A 19,071-nucleotide genomic window follows, 5' to 3' on the forward strand; every position below is an offset into this window, starting at 1 on the left:
CGTCCGTGAACAGTGTAATGAACAGCGAGCGAGCCGGACGCCCGCCCCTGCTCAGGATGCCGTGACCGACACGATCAGATCCCCGGACTCGACCTGCTGAGGCGAATTGATGGCGACGCGTTCCACCGTGCCGCCGACCGGACTCGTGATCGCGGCCTCCATCTTCATCGCTTCGATCGAGGCGACGGCCTGACCGGCTTCGACCTGGTCTCCTGGAGACACCTTGACCGTCACGACACCGGAGAACGGTGCGGCCACCTGACCGGGCCTGCTCACGTCTGCTTTCTCTGCCGCCTTCGTCTCGACCTCGACTGATCTGTCGCGTACGAAAACGGGGCGAAGTTGCCCGTTCAGAATCACCATGACCGTGCGCATCCCCTTGGAATCGGGCTCGCCAACGGCCTCAAGACCAACGTACAGGCGCACACCCTTCGCGATCTCAACATACGTCTCGCGCCCCTGCTCGAGACCGTAGAGGTAGTCAGCCGTCTCGAGCACGGATAGGTCTCCGAAGAGCTCGCGGCGCTGCTCGAACTGCCGGGTCGGAGCGGGGAACAGCAGACGGTTCAGCGCAGCACGCCGTTCGGCCGACGTGCCGTTCAGCCGCGCGCTGTCTTCGGTGCTCAGCGGAGTGGTTCCGATCGTGATGTCTCTTCCGCTGAGCACCTTCGAACGGAACGGCTCGGGCCAGCCTCCCGGCAGCTCCCCCAGTTCTCCGGCCATGAATCCGATGACAGAGTCGGGAATGTCGTATCTGTCGGGGTTCTCAGCGAAGTCGCGCGGGTCAGCGCGCACTGCGGCGAGATGCAGCGCAAGATCGCCTACGACCTTCGATGAGGGCGTCACCTTGGGAACTCGTCCGAGTATCGCGTCGGCGGCCGCATACATGTCCTCGATCAGCTCGAAGTCGTTCTCGAGCCCGAGCGCGATCGCCTGCTGACGAAGATTGGACAGCTGCCCGCCGGGAATCTCGTGCTTGTACACGCGACCGGTGGGACCGGGCAGTCCCGACTCGAACGGGCGATACAGGTGCCGCACCGATTCCCAGTAAGGTTCGAGGTCCGACACGTTCGTGAGTGACAGTCCGGTATCGCGCTCTGTGTTTGCCAGCGCAGCGACAAGCGCGGAGGCCGATGGCTGGCTCGTGGTTCCCGACATGGGAGCAGATGCGACGTCAACAGCATCCGCCCCGGCCTGCGCAGCCGCAAGCAGAGTCGCGAGCTGCCCGCCTGCGGTGTCGTGCGTGTGCACATGCACGGGCAGGTCGAAGCGCTCGCGCAGGGCTGAGACGAGCGTTGCGGCCGCCGCCGGGCGCAGAAGACCCGCCATGTCTTTGACCGCGAGAATGTGAGCGCCGGCGTCGACGATCTGGTCGGCGAGGCGCAGATAGTAGTCGAGAGTGTAGAGGTCCTCGTCGGGATTCAGGAGGTCGCCGGTGTAGCAGACGGCGACCTCGGCAACGGAGCGATCCGTCGCGAGTACAGCCTCGATCGCCGGACGCATCTGGTCAACATCGTTGAGGGCGTCGAAGATGCGAAAGATGTCAACGCCCGTGCGCGAGGCTTCAGCGACGAAGGCGTCGGTGACCTCGGTCGGGTACGGCGTATAGCCGACGGTGTTTCGTCCCCGAAGCAGCATCTGGATCGCCACGTTCGGCAGCGCCTCTCGCAGGCTCTCCAAGCGCTCCCACGGGTCTTCGCCGAGGAACCGCAGCGCAACATCGTACGTTGCCCCTCCCCAGGCTTCGACCGAGAGCAGCTCCGGTGTCAGCCGGGAAACATAGGGAGCGACGCGCAGCAGCTCCTTTGTGCGAACGCGTGTGGCCAAAAGCGACTGGTGGGCGTCTCTGAACGTCGTGTCGGTGACCGCGAGCGCCGTCTGATCGCGAAGATCGATCGCAAAGTTGCGCGGGCCGAGCTCGAGCAGCCGCTGGCGGGAGCCCGCGGGCGCCGGAGACCCCAGGTCGATGTGGGGAAGCTTCTCTTCGGGATTGATGCCGACGGGGCGGGGGCCGTTCGGCTGATTGACGGTGACGTCAGCGAGCCAGTTCATCACCTTCGTGCCGCGGTCTTTCGACGTGCGTCCCTGCAGGAGCTCCGGGCGTTCCTCGATGAACGAAGTGCTGATGTCTCCCGCGAGGAACGACGGGTCGTCGAGGACGCCCTGGATAAACGGGATGTTCGTGGCGACACCCCGAATACGGAATTCTGCGAGCCCGCGGCGGGCACGAGCCACGGCTGTCGGAAAGTCCCGACCGCGGCACGTCATCTTGGTCAGCATCGAATCGAAATGGGGGCTGATCTGGGCGCCGGGGTTGATCGTGCCGCCGTCAAGACGAACCCCGCTGCCGCCGGGAGAGCGATACGTCGTGATCTTGCCGGTGTCGGGCCGGAATCCCTGCGTCGGGTCTTCGGTCGTGATGCGGCACTGAAGCGCTGCTCCCCTCAGCGTCAGCGACTCCTGCGACAGTCCCAGGTCGTGGAGGCTCTCGCCTGAGGCGATGCGCATCTGAGACTGAACGAGGTCGACGTCGGTGACTTCTTCTGTCACCGTGTGCTCGACCTGAATGCGCGGATTCATCTCGATGAACACGTGCTCGCCAGCGCGTTCCCCGGCAGTGTCGACGAGAAACTCGACAGTGCCCGCGTTCACGTAGCCGATGGACTTCGCGAAGGCGACAGCATCCCGGTAAAGCGACTGCCGAAGCTCGTCGCTGATGTTGGGAGCGGGGGCGATCTCGACGACCTTCTGATTGCGTCGCTGCACGGAGCAGTCACGTTCGAACAGATGGATCGTGTCTCCATCGCTGTCGGCGAGGATCTGCACTTCGATGTGCCGTGGGCGGATGACCGCCTGTTCGAGAAACATCGTCGGGTCGCCGAATGCGCTGTCTGCTTCTCGCATCGCCTCGGCAAGCGCAGGCGCAAGAGCGTCCTTCGTTTCGACGCGTCGCATGCCGCGCCCACCGCCACCAGCGACGGCCTTCGCGAACAGCGGGAACCCGACGGCGTCTGCACCGTCGAGGAGCACATCGATATCGTTCGATGCCGGTGTTGATCGAAGCACGGGCACGCCCGCGGCAATGGCATGCTCTTTCGCCGTCACCTTGTTGCCGGCCATCTCGAGAACCGAGGTATCGGGACCGATGAAGGCGATTCCCGCGGCAGCGGCTTTCTCGGCCAGTTCGGGATTCTCGGACAGAAATCCGTATCCGGGATAGATGGCGTCGGCGCCGGCATGCCGTGCGACTCGAATGATCTCGTCAACGTTGAGATATGCGCGAACAGGATGCCCCGGTTCGCCGATCTCGTACGCTTCGTCGGCCTTCAGGCGGTGCAGCGAGTTCCGATCCTCGTGGGGGAAAACAGCGACCGTGTGGGCGCCGAGTTCGTAGGCGGCACGGAACGCCCGGATCGCGATCTCTCCCCTGTTGGCAACGAGAATCTTCTTGAACACGCGATGTCCTCCTTGGCGTTGTACCGCTCAGCCAACATTTAGGTTCTCCAACCTTAGTAACGGTAACGTATGTGATTGTGCACGTATTAAGCGTCAGCAGCCTCAAAGGCGGCGTCGGCAAGACCACGGTCAGTCTCGGACTGGCGTCGGCTGCGTTCGCTCGAGGCGTTCGCACGCTCGTTGTGGACCTCGACCCGCAGTCCGATGTCTCAACGGGACTCGACATCTCGCTGTCCGGCCGTCTCAATATCGCCGACGTGCTCACTTCTCCGAAGGAGAAGACCGTGCGGCAGGCGATCGCTCCATCGGGCTGGACCACGACCCATCCGGGCAAGCTCGACGTCATGATCGGCAGCCCCTCGGCCATCAATTTCGATGGTCCTCATCCTTCGATCCGTGACATCTGGAAGCTTGAGGAAGCACTCGCCTATTTGGAGAACGAGTACGACCTCGTTCTCATCGACTGTGCGCCCTCGCTCAATGCGCTGACGCGCACGGCGTGGGCGGCAAGCGACCGTGTGAGCGTCGTCACGGAACCAGGCCTCTTCTCGGTTGCCGCCGCCGACCGTGCACTTCGCGCGATCGAAGAGATCAGGCGCGGGCTTTCCCCCCGGCTGCAGCCGTTGGGAATCATCGTGAACCGCGTGCGCAATCAGTCCCTTGAACACCAGTTCCGTATCAAAGAGCTTCGGGACATGTTCGGACCGCTTGTTCTCAACCCGCAGCTGCCTGAACGCACGTCTCTACAGCAAGCGCAGGGAGCGGCGAAGCCACTGCACATCTGGCCGGGCGACAGCGCACAAGAGCTCGCCCACTGCTTTGACCAGCTTCTTGAGCGAGTGCTTCGCACCGGCCGTGTCGGAGAGTACGCTGATAATGCCGCCGCCGACAAAGCCGAGCCGATCGAACCGGTCTCCTAGTACACGACGGTTCTCGTGACGGCATTCGCTGTCACGCGCCGATCAGCGGCGAGAGTCAGACCGCGCTGGCGCAACGCGATGATGTCAGGCGCTACGGGCTGCGCGTCGGGCAGCGAGTTCATCCATCGGGTCTGGAGCCTGCGGGTCGAACTCGATGAGCGTGGTCTCGACCTCGCGCAGCACCTTGCCCACGGCGATGCCGAAGACTCCCTGGCCTCGACTCACGAGGTCGATAACCTCATCGTTCGACGTACACAGGTAGACGCTCGCACCATCGCTCATGAGCGTCGTCTGCGCCAAGTCGTATACCCCCGCGGCATGCAGCTGGTTGACGGCCGTGCGGATCTGCTGCAACGAGATCCCGGTGTCAAGCAGTCGCTTCACGAGTTTGAGAACGAGGATGTCACGAAAACCGTAGAGCCGCTGCGTACCTGATCCCGACGCATTGCGGATCGTCGGTTCGACGAGCCCTGTTCTCGCCCAATAGTCGAGCTGGCGATAGCTGATGCCCGCCGCGCGAGCCGCAACGGCACCTCGATACCCGGCATCGGCGTCGAGGTCGGGAAGGCCGTCGGTGAACAGAAGGCCAAGGTCGTAGCGAGCGCTATCGTCGCGGCTGAGTTCGCTCATCGTTCTCCCTTGCTCCTTCCGCACGGCTTTCAGTGCGCTTCCTCTACGCTATCGACAGATGGTCGATATGCGTACGACATTCGCTCGAACGAGGTCGGCGTGTCGAGTCCGAGAGTTCCTCTGACGACAGTCTAAGCCTCGGGACTGATTCGTCCTAGTGCTGTTCGCACCAGACTCGTGCGAACGGTTTCGAGACTGCTCGCGATGTCACCGGCGAGTTCGGCAGCTCGGGCTCGGCTCGACGCGTCTTTGCGACGAAGCATCGGCGTCAGCGCACTCTCGATGAGATCGACTTCCCTGGCGGCCGCAGTGCGAAAACCCCGCAGATGCCGCGGCTCGATGCCGCACTTCTGCAAGCTGACGAGAGACGAGAGCATGACAAGCGCATCGTCGCCAAACGATTCTCCTGGCTGAATGAGCGACGCCGAGATCGCGTCCGCAAGCAAGGCCGGAGTCGCTCCCGACTCGCGGAGCAGGTCGCTCTTCTTATAGCGCTTTCCCCCGGGAATGATCGTCGGCGTTGCTGACCCGTCTGGCAATCCGGGAAACGCAGGCGAACGCCCCGCGTCTCGTTCCGACAGGTACACGCGAATGACCTTGAGCGGGAGGTAGTGGTCGCGCTGCATCGACAGGATGAGCCGCAGGCGTTCCACATCGTCCATGCTGAACTTGCGGTATCCGCTCGCCGTGCGCGATGGAGAGACGAGACCTTGCTCTTCGAGAAAACGAAGCTTCGAGTTTGACAGATCAGGAAAGTCTGCTCGCAGACGCGCCAACACCTGACCGATGTTCAGGAGTTGCGCCCCCGGTGCCTGCGACCTGGCAGCCCCCGCAGCCACTAGCTTCCAGTCGTGGTTCGCATGTCTCGACGCGACGCGTAGAACGTGAGGCGATACTTGCCCACCTGCACTTCCGCTCCGTCGGACAAGAGGGCTGTGTCGATGCGCACACCGTCGAAGTAGGTGCCGTTGAGAGAGTTGAGATCAGCGATCTCGAACGTCGTGCCGGAACGGCGAAACTCGGCGTGGCGGCGCGAGACCGTGACGTCGTCGAGAAAGATGTCGGCTTCGGGGTGGCGCCCGACCGACGTGATGTCTGAGTCGAGGAGGAAGCGCGCGCCCGCGTTCGGTCCGCGCCGCACGACGAGAAGGGCCGACCCCGAGGGCAGAGCAGCGATCGCTTCCTGCTCCTCGCGTGAAACCGAGGCGTCGAGCCCGGCAAGGGCGTTGCTGAAGTCTTCACCGTAGCCGACAGTGGTGTCGTGCAGTCCGCCGCCAGCGTGATCGTCCGGCGAGGATCCGCGCCTGATCACACCGGTGGCCGGGTGATTGTTTTCGGGTTGGGGCACCGTGGTCCTCCTTACGTATCCAGCGTATCTGATGAATCAGACTCTGGAACAGGCCGATCGAGAATCAACCGGCGAGTCTGAATAACGTAGATGATTCCCGCAGCCCAATACAACACGGCACCGAGAACGGAGAACGCGAGCCCGAACGGGAGCGCGTACTCTCCAATGTCCGGCAGTGCCGCGGAGAGCATGAGGAGGGGCAGGCCGACGAAGAGAGCCGCTGTCGCCGCCTTCCCCGTCTTCACGACGGGAAGCGCGCCAATTCCGTGCTTGGCCAGCACACCGCCGAGCACGAGCAGCATGACATCGCGCGCGACGATCACGATCGCCAGCCAGAACGGAATCAGCTCGCGCCAGCCCAGACCGAGCAGCGCGGCAACGATGTAGAGCCTGTCAGCTGCGGGATCGAGAATCTGCCCCAGACGAGTCACTTGATTCAGGCGTCGTGCCAGGAACCCATCGAGAAAATCGGTGAATCCTGAGACGCCGAGGACGATGAGGGCAGCGACGTCGTTCCCCTCGACGAGAAGAATGAGAAAGACCGGTACGAGAGCAAGACGCAGAAAGCTCAGCAGGTTCGGCAGCGTCACGATGCGATCGCTGACCTCGGTGCTGCTCGGTTTGCCCACGCTGCGAGCATAGCCAACCGGCCTCACGAAATCCTGCGCGCCCGTCTCCAGCTGACGTCCCCCGGATGAGGGTCGGGGTCGATTCGGGAAAATGCTTCTCGCGCGCGTACCCTATACGCATGACTCGAAGGGATGCTGCCCGAAGCCCGCGCACCGTTCGATGGAGAATCACCGCCATTCTGGCGTGCGCTGTCGTTGCAGCATCCATCGTCACGGGCGTGATCGCTGCGGTGCGACCGGTCGACTCGCGGCCGGTGACGATCGCGCAGCAAGATCCCGAGACGGGTGGCACGGCAGTGCTCGCGTCGATTCCGTTCACCGAGGCCTGGAGCAGGATCTCGCAGGCCGACACGCCCTTCGTCGTGACTGTCGCCGGTGACTCAACAGGCAATGCGCCTGGCGAGTGGGTCGATCGCGCATTCCACACTCTCGCCGCAGAGAAGGAGCGTCCCCTCGTCATCCACTTCTGGAATGAAGAGACGCACAAGTACGATCTCGTGTCGCGCGCCAACAGTGACGCGGAGGGCGCACCGATCGTCGTGTGGAACGGCTCCGCCTCGGGCAAGACGGCCGCATACTCGCTGAAGCACATCGACCTTCTCGTTCCTGAGCAGCCTGACGCCGTCATCATCAACCACGGACTCAACAACGTTCGCAACCCCGACAGCGCAGCGCCGCAGATTCAGGCATTCGTGCGGGCCGTCGACGAGCGCTGGGAAGAGACGATCGGGTACGCGGTCATTCTCGAAAACCCGCGGTTCGACCGGTGGAAGGAGCCGTTCGAGGATGTCGTCTCGAACGTGACCGACTGGGCGCAGCCGCTCAGCAACGTTCTGCTCATCAACGTGTACGAGGCATACCTCGATTCGGAGAACCTCGACCAGCTGCTGTTCGACGACAGGTTGCACCCCAACACGGCAGGATCGCAGTTTACGGCTCAGGTCGTGCTCACGGCGATTCAGGACGCCTCCTGAGACCATGCCAGCGGAGACGTCTGACGCTGTTCGCGTTGACAGCTGGATCTGGGCCGTACGGCTCGCGAAGACCCGGTCGGCAGCCACGACGGCGTGCAAGGCCGGGCATGTGCGCGTGAACGGCGATCGCGCAAAACCGGCTCAGCGCATCCGCGCAGGAGATGACGTGCGCGTGAGACGCGGCACTGTCGAGCACATCGTCACCGTGACGAAGCCGATCGTGAAGCGCGTTTCTGCAGCCGCCGCTGCCGAGTGCCTCATTGATAGAACTCCTCCACGCCCGAAGAAGACGGATGCTCCCGCGGCTGTCGTGCGCGAGCGCGGAGCGGGCCGTCCGACGAAGCGAGACCGCCGCGCAATCGACCGGCTCCGCGGGCGACCCTGAGCGCACCGGGCGCCTCAGCCAGGCGCTGTCTCGGCGCTCCGGATGGCATCGGCCACCGCGATTCCGGCGAACTCGGCGGCCTTCTCAACCGAGTCACCCGCAAGTAGGCGCACGACAACGGTCGCGGCGAAGATATCTCCGGCGCCCTTGGCGTGGGTTGTGATACGCGCGTGCTCGACGGTCGTGCAGCCTGCATCGGTCACGACGAGGTTGCTCACGCTATCGTCAGCGGAGTGTCCCGCACTGGTCACGATCACCCAGCCGTCGGGGCTGCACAGGCGCGAGGCGGCCTCCGCGATGCTCGCGGCGTCGTCGACAACAGCATCCGTCAAGAGTCCCAGTTCGAACCGGTTGGGGGTGAGGCCGGCGGCGAGGGGAAGCAGGTGCTCTCCGTAAGACGCGGCGACGGCGGGCTCGGTGTACATTCCGACGTCATCGTCGCCCATTGCCGGATCGACGACGAGCCGAACGTCTGGCAGCCTGTCGCGGAGCCGAGTGAACCACGAGGCGATCATGCGCGCCTGTTCGGGATGCGCGAGGTATCCGACGAGCACGTACTTCACGGAGTCGAGCGCGTCGAGCTCCAGCAGGTCGTCAAGGATGCCGGCGAGCCACTCATCGGGAAGGGGCCCGCCGTGCAGGCGGTCGTAGTGCGGGAGCGTCCCCAGTATCACGGTAGGAATGTGCACACAGCGGTACCCCGCTTCAGTGAGCACACGAACTGTCGCAGTGTTCCCGACCGCCCCGTACGCCACTTGCGAGCTGATCACGACGGCATCGACAGGGCGCCTGTCCATCTCCCAGCCGCTCGTGAGTACGGTGACGTCACTCATGCGGTTTCCGCGCCGCCGCTTCCTGCAGGCCAGTAGTGGCTGTCGGGAAGGGCTCGGGCGCCGAAAATCGCCTGTCCGACGCGAACCGTCGTCGCGCCCTCGTCGATCGCCGCCTCGAAGTCTCCCGACATGCCCATCGAGAGCTTGTCAGGACGCATGCCGCCAGGCGCGGTTTCGCACACGCGATCACGCAGCGATCGCAGCATCCGAAAGCACTCGCGAACGCGCGCTTCGTCTGCGCTGAAGATCGCGAGGGTCATGAAACCGACGATGTTGAGGCGATCGAACGGGGGCAGCTGTGCGACGAACTGCTCGACGTCGTCTGGCTGGAGACCGAACTTGCTCTCTTCGCCCGACGTGTTGACCTGCACGTAGACGTCGAGCGTGCGGTCTTCGATCTCGAGGCGCCTCTGCAGCGCCTCGGCGGTCTTGATCTGGTCGAGCGCGTGAAACTCGGAGGCGAAACGCGCGACGTCCTTCGCCTTGTTCGTCTGCAGGTGCCCGATGACGGCCCACTCGAGTCCCGCGATATCCGCGAGGTTCTCTGATTTGCGCAGAGCCTCTTGAACCTTGTTCTCGCCGAGCAGCGTCGCTCCCGCGTCGATCGCGAGTCGCAGCCGCTCTTCGGGAACGGTCTTACTCACCGGCAGCAGACGCACGCTCTGCGGATCGCGCCCGGCACGCTGCGCCGCAGCATCCATTCGCTCGCGGATATCGCGAATGTTTGCGGCGAACTGCTCTGTGGTCTCGGCCGTCGGATATGCGGAGCCGACGGTATCCGGCTGATCGGTCACGTGCGCGCTCACTTTTCTGGCCCGAATGGTTGAGTGCCCCCGGCAGGATTCGAACCTGCGACCAAGAGATTAGAAGGCTCCTGCTCTATCCCCTGAGCTACGGAGGCATGTGTTTTTCAGGATACCGCAGGCTCCAGCACATGCGGAATCTACGCTCGCTTACTCCCCCGCGCGGGCCCGTCGAGGCCGCTACTCGATAATCTCGCCCGACTCGTACGCCTGCTCCGCTTCGGCCTCGCTCATGACGAACAGTCCTCGCGCACCATGTGAGGTGTCGGCAAGCGCCTGAACCCAGTGGCGATTCATGGGCCCGACGTCTGAGCTGCCGACGTAGAACTCGATCGGAAGCGTCGGCGAGACCCAGATGGTGGTGCGGCCCGAGCCCTGGTCGGGTGGATAGACCCAGCTCACGGGAAAGCTCTCTTCGCGGCGAAGCTTTGAGGCGATCACGACTTTCAGGTGTGCGATGGTTCTATCGTCGAACTCGTACCGTTGAGCATCGCTGTACCTGATGTATCCCATACATGAAGCATGCACCCAAGGTGGGGCGAATGCCAAGCTTTGGCAACGACGTTTCGCGCGCCGGCCCGCGAGAACCGGCGGGGGCTCGCCGCCCGAGGGGACGCGGAGCGCAGACACTCCCATGCGGAGCGGACTCGCCGCAACGCGCACACATTTGGGGTGAGTAACGGGACTCGAACCCGCGACATCCGCGACCACAACGCGGCGCTCTACCAGCTGAGCTATACCCACCATGAGCGGTTCTTCACGCAGTCGTGAAGAACAGCAACCACACGATTGTATTACACGTTTTGAGTGGTTTGTGACAGCACCGACTCCGCGGCCGCTTTCGCCTCGTCTGACGTCGGTCCCGGCTCGGGCACGAACACGATCTTGCGGTAGTACTGCAGCTCGCGAATCGATTCGAGAATGTCGGCCAGTGCACGGTGTCCGCCCTCTTTCTTGGGGGCGTTGAAGTACGCGCGCGGGAACCACCGGCGCGAGAGCTCTTTGACCGAGGAGACGTCGACATTGCGGTAATGCAGGTGTGCATCGAGTTGCGGCATGTAACGTGCGAGGAACGCGCGATCGGTGCCGATCGTGTTGCCGGCGAGAGGCGCTTTGCGCTCGTCGGGAATGTGGCTCTTCACGTAGTCGAGCACGCGCTGCTCTGCGTCTGCGAGACTCACGCCGTTCGAGAGCTCCTCGAGCAGTCCAGATGTCCGGTGCATCTCGGTGACGAACTCGTTCATGTTCTCCAGCGCGGACGCGCCCGGTTTAATCACGATGTCGAGTCCGTCGTCGACAATGTTCAAGTCGAAGTCCGTAATCACGACCGCGACCTCGACCAGTTCATCGACGGAGACGTCGAGGCCGGTCATCTCGCAGTCGATCCACACCAAATGGTCGCTGAGGTTGCTCATACGCTCCATGCTATCCGGCGCCCGCGACGCCCGCGTTCGAGCCTGTCGCCGCCTAGGCTGGATTTCACGCGAGAGACAGACGAGGTGGCCGTGTACGAGATGAGTGAAGACGAGTTCGAAGAGCTTGTCAGCGACGAGTTCGATCAGCTCCCCGACGACATGCTCTCAGGACTCGACAACGTCGCGATCTTCATCGAGGACCTTCCCGAAGACGGCTCGATGACGCTGCTCGGTCTTTACCATGGCGTTGCACTCACAGAACGGGGACAGTACGGGTTCGGAGAGCTTCCCGACACGATCAGCATCTACAGGCTGCCGCTGCTGTCCATCGTGAACAGCGAGCAGGAGCTTCGAGATCAGGTTCACGTCACGCTCGTGCATGAGATCGCTCACTTCTACGGCATCGATGATGACGAGTTGCATCGCCTCGGCTGGGCGTAGCGGCGCGCGCGCTATCTCGCGTTAGCCTCGAAGCACACGCGAGCTGGAGGGCGCACATGCGAGTATTACGGGCATTCGGAATTGCCATCGGTGCGCTCGTGATCCTCGCCGTCGGCCTCTACGCCCCGGCGACGCTGCTCGCCCCTCTGCCCAACGCGACAATGGCCGAGCGCGACGTGACGGAGTCGACGGATGGCACGCCGCCTGCGCTGCCCGATGCTGGGGCGAGTGCGATCGCCGAATCCGCTGAGGGGCCGGTCATCGCGCGGGCGGGCGAATCAGAACCTGTACCGATGGCGGGCATCGCCAAGGTCGTCACGGCGCTGGTTGTGCTCGACGCCCATCCGATGAGCGCTGACGAGGAAGGCGAGACGGTTCCGATCACCTCGCGGGACTTTCTGCGATACAACGACTACCGGGATGCTGGGGCACGCGTCGTCACGGTGTACACGGACGACACGTGGTCTCAGCGCGCCATGCTGCAGGCGGTGCTACTCGGTTCAAGCAACAATCACGCCGACACGCTCGCGGCGTGGGCGTTCGGCTCTGTCGACGCATACGTCAACGAGGCTGCGAAGTGGCTCGCGCAACATGAGCTCACCGACACGACGGTCGTCGACGCGACGGGGCTGTCGCCCGACGACGTATCGACAGCATCCGATCTCTCGCGGCTTGCCGCGCTCGCCATGGCGAATCCCGTGATACCCACGGTGCTCGAGCAGGACGTGAGCGGCATTGCCGAGGTGCGCGGTGTCGAAAACACAACGTCGTACATGGCCGAGCGCAATGTCACGGGCATCTCGCGCAGCTTCACCACTCAGGCCGGAATCTGCCTGCTGTTCGCGGCGACGGTGCCCGTCGACGACACGACGTACACGTTCTACGGCGCGATGGTGCGCATGCCTGACTGGGACTCGCTCGATGCCTCGATGTCTGCGCTCATGGACAGCGCAGAGAAGGGAGTCCACACGGGACCCGTGCTTCCGGAAGGCACTCCCGTCGCGACGTTCACCACGCCGTGGGGCGCGACTGCCGACGGCGTGATCGGTTCATCGGCAGCGGTGACGCGCTGGGTTGGCGCGTCACCGGTCGTGCACGTCACGACAAACGGATTCGCCCTCGCCACCGAGGGTGACATCGTTGCAACGGCTTCCGTCTCTGAGGGCGCCTCGACATCGGACATTCCCGTCAAGATCGACAAGACCGTGCACGCTCCCGACGTTCTGTGGCGGCTCTCGCACCCGATTGAGCTCATTCCAGCATTCGTCGATCAGATCTTCGGCGGCTGACTCAGCGATCCGACCAGAGCACAAGGTCTGCCGAGGCCACCGGGTCATGCTTGGCGATGAATTCGTCCACCTGCTCAGACCACTCGTCCCAGTGATCGTCGAACCCTCCCCTGTCTCGTTCCAGAGCTCGCCGCTTGCGTGTGTGCGGCTCTCCGTCGAGCCAGACATTCAGATGGCTCAATGGAGCATTGCCGCGTGTGAGCACGCCGCAGCCTTCGATCAGGAGAGCACGGTCGGGCCCCACCTCGTGCCACTCGGCGAGATGCCCCGCATGCCAGTCATAGCGCTGCCAGTGACCCCGCACTCCCCTGCTCAGCGGACCGAGCAGGTGCTGCTCGACATGCTCGCCCGCTCGCGCGAGTCCGCCCCACCCGGGATAGATGTCGTCCATGCGCACGAGCACGGGAGGCTCACCCGGCCAGAAGGCGACCACCGCGTCGGCGGTCGACGACTTGCCGGCTCCGGAGGGTCCGTCGATCAGCAGAATCGGGTGCTGCGTGGGCAGCCGCAGTGCCGCCGCGGCGATCGCGCGGGCGTTCTGCACGATGCGGATCGGTATCTCAGGCAAGAACGAAGCTCCAGGTCCCCACGGCGAGCGCGCTGGAGACGGCGGCCGCGGCGATCAGCACGCCGATGCCGACGAGCACGACCTCCGCCGTGCCAAACCGGGACTCGCGTGCCCACGTACGAGGGGTCGACGAGCCGAATCCCTTCGCTTCCATCGCCGTCGCGAGCTTGCTGCCCCGGCGAATAGCAAGAACCAGGAGGGCGAAAGCCTGCGCGGCGAACCGTCGAATCGGCTGTGAATCTGCGACGCCGCGTGCGCGACGCGCGCGGCCCATCGCTCGCCAATCGTCGATGAACAGTCCGATCATGCGCATCCCCGCGAGAGCGCCGAGAACGAACCGCGCCGGGAGCTTCAGCACCTGGGACAGTCCGTCGGCGAGTTCGGTCGGATCAGTCGTCGCCATGAGCACGACACCGGGAATGCCGATGGCGAGCACGCGAAGCATGATGGCGACGCCCAGCATCAGCGATCCCTCGCTGATCGTCGCAATGCCGAATCCGGCCAGTTGCGCACCCGCGTCTTCTCCGTATAGAACCGTCGTGATCGCTGCGAAGGGGGCTGCGAACCAGACGGGGGCCGTCCGGATCCAGAATGAGCGTGCGCTGAGGCCGGCGAACCCGACGAGCGCGAGCGTGAGCACGAGGGCGACCGCTGCCGAGACGATATCGACAGACAGCAGAAGCGTGACACTGATCACGAGCGCGGCGATGAGCTTGGCAACGGGATTGATGCGCGCCGCGAGCGACGGCGCGAGCGGCACGGTCTCGGCACTCATCGCAGAACTCCCTCGGGGCTGCCGAGACGAATCGTCGCGTCGGCGAGGGCGTCGACGAGCGGGCCGTCGTGCGTCACAGCGACGACGCACGCTCCTTCGTCGACGAGTCCTCGAAGCAGCAGCACGAGCTCGCGCCAGGTCGTCGCGTCCTGCCCGAACGTCGGCTCATCGAGAACGAGCATGCGCGGGCGAGAGGCGAGCACCGTCGCGACCGAGAGGCGCCGCTTCTCGCCCCCTGAGAGCGTGAACGGATTGGCATCGGCGACGCGAGCGAGCCGTAGCCGTTCAAGCAGCTCGTCCGTCCGCCGTCTCACCTCGCTGTCGCTGAGCCGAAGCGCCCGCGGCCCGACGGCGAGCTCGTCTCTGACTCGCCCGGTCAGAAATTGATGTTCGGGCTGCTGAAAAACCGTCCCGATGCGCGTGAGCAGCTCTCGAGACCGCCACCGGTGCGGCTGCGTAGCGGCGCCGTCCCTGAGTTCTGGCATCGCCTCGAGACGTCCTGCCGCCGGCGGCAGGAGGCCTGCTGCGGTGAGCGCAAGCGTGCTCTTTCCCGCTCCGTTGACGCCGACGACGGCCGTGGTCGTCCCGGCGTTGAGATCAAACGTGAGATCGGACGCCGCGATGACGGGGCGCTTCTGCGCAAACGGCACCCGGCCGACGGCGAGCTCTTCGCTCCGCATCAGAAGCGCACCGGGTTCGCGCTCCGGCGGCGCACCGACAGCCGGCGGGTGATCTGGCGTCCAGATGCCCCTCTCCGCGAGGCGCGCTCCCTGCCTTGACAGGACCTCGCGCGTCGGCCCGTCAGCGAGCAGTCCTCCGCCGGGCTCGAGCACGACGGTTCGCGTCACGACGTCCTGCCATACAGCGACGCGGTGCTCGACGACGACGAGAGTCATTCCCGTCTCTCGCGCGACGTGTGCGACGACATCGCGCACCTCGCGCACGCCGTCGGGATCGAGATTGGCCGTGGGCTCGTCGAGCAGCAGCAGTCGCGGCCGCATGGCCAGAATGCCCGCCAGCACGAGCCGCTGCACCTGACCGCCCGACAGCTGAGACGTTGGGTGGTCGAGCGCAAGGTCGAGCCCGACCGCATCCAGTGCCCACCGAACTCGGCGCCAGATTTCGTCGCGGGGAATGCCGAGGTTCTCGCATGCGAAGGCGATGTCGTCTCCCACGCGCGCCATGACGATCTGACTGTCGGGGTCTTGGAGTACGAGACCGACGACACCGCGCGCATCAGCCGGGTGTCGCCCATCGACGGCGATGCTGCCCGCCTGGTCTCCGTCTTCGTCTCCCCCGAGAACTCCCGCGAGTCCGTGCAGGAGCGTGGACTTTCCTGCACCGGATGCTCCGAGCAGAAGCACGCTCTCGCCTGGCTCGATCGTCAGGTCGATGTTATGCACTGCCAGTCGATCGCGACCTGCGTGGGTCCACCCCCATTCGCGCAGTCGAACGTGGGCGCCCGCCATCAGGATGCCTTCCGGCGCACCTCGCGGCCGGCGGCGAAGCGGCTCAGCGCGCCGGCCGAGGCGAGTCCTCTCATTGCCGCCCACGACAGCAATCCCGCGATCACGACTCCGGAGACCGCTGCGCTCACGTAATAGACGACTTTGAACTGCGGAGCGAGCACGGCGTAGTCCGTGAACGTCGTGTCAAGAAATGCCATGGCGATTCCGGCGCCGAAGCCCGCCAGCAGCGCGACATACACACGGTAGTTCCCGTACAGGAAGAGTGCGAACACGATTTCGGCGCCGAGTCCTTGAACAAGTCCCCAGATGAGCGTCGAGAACCCCCACTGATTGCCGACCAGCGCGGAGACCGTCGCGGCGACGACCTCGGCAAACAGCGCGGCGCCGGGCTTGCGGATGATCAGTCCGCCGAGCACGCCGGCGAACAGCCACCCGCCGCCGAGAAGCGCACTGAGTCCAGGCGTAACCGCGAGCGGCAGACTGAGCGGCCCGTATGCGATGTTCCAGAATAAGAAGACGACACCGGACGCGACGCCGATGACGCTCGCGACGACGATATCGACCACGCGCCAGCGAAGCGTGCGGTGGGTGGACCCGAGGACTGGTTTGGTTGTCTGCACGTACGTGCCCCTTTCGCAGGTGAATTGGGCACGGGTTATGAGAATGTCACTCCCTGCGCTGGCATGACCCAGATCAGGTTCGACGGTCGAAAGTTGAGAACTTTCCTCTCAGCCCGGCTCACCGGACTCCCGTGTTAACTGCCAGTGTAGCCTCTCGCGGCGGCCGTCTGGCGGCGAACTACTTTTTGAGCGCCTTGATGATTCCCTTGAGAGCCGTGCCTGCGACGCACACGAGGGGAACCCCGACCGCGAGCAGCGAAATCAGGTTGGGCTCGAAGCGCACCGTGTCGCCCGTGCGGATATAGGCGCCGACGGGCATGCTCATGCCTCCGCCACCGCCTCCGCCACCCTGTGCCCCTGCGCTCTTCTCTGAGGAGAGGCCGCCGGTCGCGTCTCCCTCTCCGGCGCCGAACCCGTATGAGGCGAGTGCAACGGGCACGATCTTCACTCCGTCGACGTCGACGACGTCTCCGTACACCGTCGTGACACCGACCGACTTGAACTTGTCTGCGAGATCCAACGCTACGTTTCCCATGTGCCAACGCTACCCCGCAATCGTCCGCTTGCCCAGGGTAAGCCGCACTCAGGTTGCGCGCTGCCCAGGATGGCGGGTTCCGCCAGCGGTCGACGGCCGGGGCGAGAGAAGGGATGCTGCCGTAACGGCGTCGGCGCCGAATCGTCCTCTGAGAGCATCCACCGTGTTCTCAGCATCTCGCCACTCTTCGTCGGGGTCCCACAGACTCATCGACGGTGCTCCATCGGTAAGCCGTTCTGCGCGCACTCCGATGAGGCGCACCGGTCTGCCGCTCACCTGCAGTTCGCGGAACAGCTCGAGGCTCGATTCGTAGAGCCGTCTGGCCACGTTCGTGGGTTCGGGGAGCCTGCGGGAACGGTTGAGCGTCGTGAAGTCGCTGTAACGCAGCTTGAGAGCGACTCCTTCAGCCGCGACGCCGCCTGCCCGCAGTCGCGCCCCCACTCTGTCGCTCAGTCGCAGAAGCTCACGTTCCAGCAGAGCCTCGTCTGTCACGTCTTCGTGGAACGTGACCTCGTGGCCGACGCTCTTCTCGACGCGTTCGGTCACCACGCTTCGCGGGTCTTGCCCCGACGCGAGAGCGTGCAGACGCTCGGCCGTGGCCATACCGAGGGCCGAGCGCAAAACGGAAGGGGGAACCTCGGCCACGTCAGCGACGGTGCGCAGTCCGAGCCTCAGCAGAGCCTCCTCCGTCTTTCCGCCGACGCCGGCCAGAGCCCGGATCGGGAGTGGATGCAGAAAATCAAGCGTCTGTGCGGGCGGTACGACGAGAAGGCCGTCGGGCTTTGCCATGCCCGAGGCGAGCTTTGCGATGAACTTCGTCCCCGCAGCGCCGACAGAGCACGTCAGCCCCGTCTCATCGGCGACGCGGCGCCGAATCAGCCGAGCTATCGCCGCGGGACGTCCGAGCAGGCGGCGAGCGCCCCGCACATCGAGAAACGCCTCATCGATGCTCAGACGCTCGACGGTCGGAGTGATGTCGTCGAAGATGCTCATGACGCGTGCCGAGTAGTCGCGATAGAGGTCGTGGCGCGGTGGCAGCACGATCGCCTTCGGGCACAGCTGAAGGGCACGCGCCATCGGCATCGCCGAGCCGACACCGTATGCTCGCGCCTCGTACGTCGCCGTTGTCACAACAGACCGCCCCTCGCGACCGCCGACGATCACGGGCAGCCCGCGCAGCTCCGGATGATCGAGCAGCTCGACCGACGCGAAGAACGCGTCGAGGTCGACGTGCAGAATGGTCGCACCTGAATCGTCGACGTCGTCGCCTGAGACGCGGCGGGCGCGACCGTCTTGACGTGACATGGTGCCATTCTCCCCCACGTGGCTGACAGCGTGTCAGACCAACGCGATGACGAGCGGATGCAACCACGCTCGGAACGCCTCCGCGTCGTCGCGGAGACTCTCGCTCACGACGATCGTGTCCGGCGCGGCCACCCACGCGCCCGAGTCCGACAGCGGCAGAACCGCCAGGTCGAGACGGAACGACGTCGCTTGCCTGCGCAATTCGAACTGGCGCTTCTGAACCATTCCATACACATCGGCGAGCGGATGGTCGCGCGTCTCGACGGCCTTCAGGTATTCGTAGCGACGGATGCGCGCCCACTCCATCGCAGTGTCGTATCCGCGGTAGACCGCCTCCTGCAGTTCGAGCGCCCGATCAAATGCGGCGAAGTGCGGAGGGAGCACTTCGCTGATGAACGGGCGCGTCTCGAGCGGCACGATTGCCGCCCACCAGCCGCGCCATTGGGTGATGAGCTGCCCGGTATCGATGCCGGACGTATCGATCCTGCCGACATCGGGAGTGCCCCGTGGCAGCTCGGGCGCGCAGTCGTCGCTGAGGCCGGCGAGGTCTCTCAGGGCAAGCGCCAGCAAGAGGTCCCACGGACAGTCCTCCGTGACCTGCCAGCGAATCGTGCCCTCGACGAGCATGACTACATAATAGGTCGCCGCATGCGCGGGCGCCAGGGTACGAGAACGG

General features: G+C 64.6%; 21 protein-coding genes, 2 tRNA genes and 1 riboswitch. Of the genes, 5 read left to right on the forward strand and 18 right to left on the reverse strand.

What is annotated here, in order from left to right:
- Positions 1-51: 51 nt before the first annotated feature.
- Positions 52-3,456, reverse strand: coding sequence for a pyruvate carboxylase (locus ATJ78_RS12090; RefSeq protein ID WP_098408293.1), 3,405 nt, complete (start codon positions 3,454-3,456; stop codon positions 52-54).
- Positions 3,457-3,533: 77 nt separating this feature from the next.
- Between ATJ78_RS12090 and ATJ78_RS12095 the strand changes: the two genes are divergently transcribed.
- Positions 3,534-4,376 carry a ParA family protein gene (locus tag ATJ78_RS12095; protein WP_098408297.1) on the forward strand — a complete coding sequence of 281 codons (843 nt, stop codon included), beginning with the start codon at positions 3,534-3,536 and terminating at the stop codon, positions 4,374-4,376.
- 84 nt (positions 4,377-4,460) lie between these two features.
- Here ATJ78_RS12095 and ATJ78_RS12100 read toward each other — a convergent pair whose 3' ends face one another.
- The 4 genes from ATJ78_RS12100 to ATJ78_RS12115 all read right to left on the reverse strand — a co-directional run bounded on the left by ATJ78_RS12100 (position 4,461) and on the right by ATJ78_RS12115 (position 6,983).
- The gene (locus tag ATJ78_RS12100) at positions 4,461-5,006 is read right to left on the reverse strand and encodes a MerR family transcriptional regulator (RefSeq protein ID WP_098408301.1); all 546 of its coding nucleotides are present in this window, start codon (positions 5,004-5,006) and stop codon (positions 4,461-4,463) included.
- A 131-nt stretch (positions 5,007-5,137) separates the two neighbouring features.
- Positions 5,138-5,845 carry a transcriptional regulator FtsR gene (gene ftsR / locus ATJ78_RS12105; protein ID WP_098408304.1) on the reverse strand — a complete coding sequence of 236 codons (708 nt, stop codon included), beginning with the start codon at positions 5,843-5,845 and terminating at the stop codon, positions 5,138-5,140.
- A complete protein-coding gene (locus ATJ78_RS12110; protein WP_434061512.1) occupies positions 5,845-6,315 on the reverse strand; it encodes an FHA domain-containing protein in 471 nt (156 codons plus the stop codon). The genes ftsR and ATJ78_RS12110 overlap by 1 nt, the downstream gene beginning before the upstream one ends.
- Before the next feature lie 50 nt (positions 6,316-6,365).
- Positions 6,366-6,983 carry a CDP-alcohol phosphatidyltransferase family protein gene (locus ATJ78_RS12115; protein WP_245836307.1) on the reverse strand — a complete coding sequence of 206 codons (618 nt, stop codon included), beginning with the start codon at positions 6,981-6,983 and terminating at the stop codon, positions 6,366-6,368.
- A 119-nt stretch (positions 6,984-7,102) separates the two neighbouring features.
- Here ATJ78_RS12115 and ATJ78_RS12120 point away from each other — a divergent pair, with 119 nt between their 5' ends.
- Together ATJ78_RS12120 and ATJ78_RS12125 are read left to right on the forward strand one after the other, a co-directional pair.
- Positions 7,103-7,957 carry an SGNH/GDSL hydrolase family protein gene (locus tag ATJ78_RS12120; protein WP_169923451.1) on the forward strand — a complete coding sequence of 285 codons (855 nt, stop codon included), beginning with the start codon at positions 7,103-7,105 and terminating at the stop codon, positions 7,955-7,957.
- Between the two features lie 4 nt (positions 7,958-7,961).
- A complete protein-coding gene (locus ATJ78_RS12125; RefSeq protein WP_098408313.1) occupies positions 7,962-8,342 on the forward strand; it encodes an RNA-binding S4 domain-containing protein in 381 nt (126 codons plus the stop codon).
- 14 nt (positions 8,343-8,356) lie between these two features.
- On the opposite strand, the gene ATJ78_RS12130 is transcribed toward ATJ78_RS12125, so the two are convergent.
- The 6 genes from ATJ78_RS12130 to orn all read right to left on the reverse strand — a co-directional run bounded on the left by ATJ78_RS12130 (position 8,357) and on the right by orn (position 11,393).
- A complete protein-coding gene (locus tag ATJ78_RS12130) occupies positions 8,357-9,175 on the reverse strand; it encodes a PfkB family carbohydrate kinase (protein WP_098408317.1) in 819 nt (272 codons plus the stop codon).
- Positions 9,172-9,969 (reverse strand): YggS family pyridoxal phosphate-dependent enzyme, encoded by a 798-nt coding sequence (locus ATJ78_RS12135; protein WP_245836308.1) that lies wholly within the window; start codon positions 9,967-9,969, stop codon positions 9,172-9,174. Before ATJ78_RS12135 ends, ATJ78_RS12130 begins: the two co-directional genes overlap by 4 nt.
- A 34-nt stretch (positions 9,970-10,003) precedes the next feature.
- Positions 10,004-10,076, reverse strand: a tRNA-Arg gene (locus tag ATJ78_RS12140).
- Positions 10,077-10,158: 82 nt separating this feature from the next.
- On the reverse strand, positions 10,159-10,491 hold the full coding sequence (locus ATJ78_RS12145) for a DUF7882 family protein (RefSeq protein ID WP_098408320.1): 333 nt from the start codon (positions 10,489-10,491) through the stop codon (positions 10,159-10,161).
- Between the two features lie 155 nt (positions 10,492-10,646).
- Positions 10,647-10,722 (reverse strand) — tRNA-His (locus ATJ78_RS12150).
- A gap of 50 nt (positions 10,723-10,772) precedes the next feature.
- Entirely contained in the window at positions 10,773-11,393 is a 621-nt protein-coding gene (gene orn, locus ATJ78_RS12155; RefSeq protein WP_098408324.1) for an oligoribonuclease, read from the reverse strand.
- 99 nt (positions 11,394-11,492) lie between these two features.
- On the opposite strand from orn, the gene ATJ78_RS12160 reads away from it, so the two are divergent.
- Positions 11,493-11,834, forward strand: coding sequence for a metallopeptidase family protein (locus ATJ78_RS12160; RefSeq protein WP_098409362.1), 342 nt, complete (start codon positions 11,493-11,495; stop codon positions 11,832-11,834).
- 56 nt (positions 11,835-11,890) lie between these two features.
- Positions 11,891-13,123, forward strand: a complete 1,233-nt coding sequence (locus ATJ78_RS12165; protein WP_098408328.1) for a D-alanyl-D-alanine carboxypeptidase family protein — start codon at positions 11,891-11,893, stop codon at positions 13,121-13,123.
- Between the two features lies 1 nt (position 13,124).
- Here ATJ78_RS12165 and ATJ78_RS12170 read toward each other — a convergent pair whose 3' ends face one another.
- The 7 genes from ATJ78_RS12170 to ATJ78_RS12200 all read right to left on the reverse strand — a co-directional run bounded on the left by ATJ78_RS12170 (position 13,125) and on the right by ATJ78_RS12200 (position 19,022).
- A complete protein-coding gene (locus tag ATJ78_RS12170; RefSeq protein WP_098408333.1) occupies positions 13,125-13,691 on the reverse strand; it encodes a nucleoside/nucleotide kinase family protein in 567 nt (188 codons plus the stop codon).
- Positions 13,684-14,466 carry an energy-coupling factor transporter transmembrane component T family protein gene (locus ATJ78_RS12175; protein WP_098408338.1) on the reverse strand — a complete coding sequence of 261 codons (783 nt, stop codon included), beginning with the start codon at positions 14,464-14,466 and terminating at the stop codon, positions 13,684-13,686. The genes ATJ78_RS12170 and ATJ78_RS12175 overlap by 8 nt, the downstream gene beginning before the upstream one ends.
- Positions 14,463-15,869, reverse strand: coding sequence for an ABC transporter ATP-binding protein (locus tag ATJ78_RS12180; protein WP_342744796.1), 1,407 nt, complete (start codon positions 15,867-15,869; stop codon positions 14,463-14,465). Before ATJ78_RS12180 ends, ATJ78_RS12175 begins: the two co-directional genes overlap by 4 nt.
- A gap of 65 nt (positions 15,870-15,934) precedes the next feature.
- Positions 15,935-16,555 carry an ECF transporter S component gene (locus ATJ78_RS12185; protein WP_098409363.1) on the reverse strand — a complete coding sequence of 207 codons (621 nt, stop codon included), beginning with the start codon at positions 16,553-16,555 and terminating at the stop codon, positions 15,935-15,937.
- A 33-nt stretch (positions 16,556-16,588) separates the two neighbouring features.
- Positions 16,589-16,698: riboswitch (TPP riboswitch) on the reverse strand.
- Between the two features lie 35 nt (positions 16,699-16,733).
- Positions 16,734-17,090, reverse strand: coding sequence for a spore germination protein GerW family protein (locus ATJ78_RS12190; protein WP_098408344.1), 357 nt, complete (start codon positions 17,088-17,090; stop codon positions 16,734-16,736).
- Between the two features lie 48 nt (positions 17,091-17,138).
- Positions 17,139-18,395: a DNA polymerase IV gene (gene dinB / locus ATJ78_RS12195; RefSeq protein ID WP_098408348.1), complete on the reverse strand. Its 1,257-nt coding sequence runs from the start codon at positions 18,393-18,395 to the stop codon at positions 17,139-17,141.
- 33 nt (positions 18,396-18,428) lie between these two features.
- Positions 18,429-19,022 (reverse strand): hypothetical protein, encoded by a 594-nt coding sequence (locus ATJ78_RS12200; RefSeq protein ID WP_098408351.1) that lies wholly within the window; start codon positions 19,020-19,022, stop codon positions 18,429-18,431.
- Positions 19,023-19,071: the final 49 nt, after the last annotated feature.

The organism is Paramicrobacterium agarici (assembly GCF_002563955.1).
Classification (GTDB): domain Bacteria; phylum Actinomycetota; class Actinomycetes; order Actinomycetales; family Microbacteriaceae; genus Paramicrobacterium; species Paramicrobacterium agarici.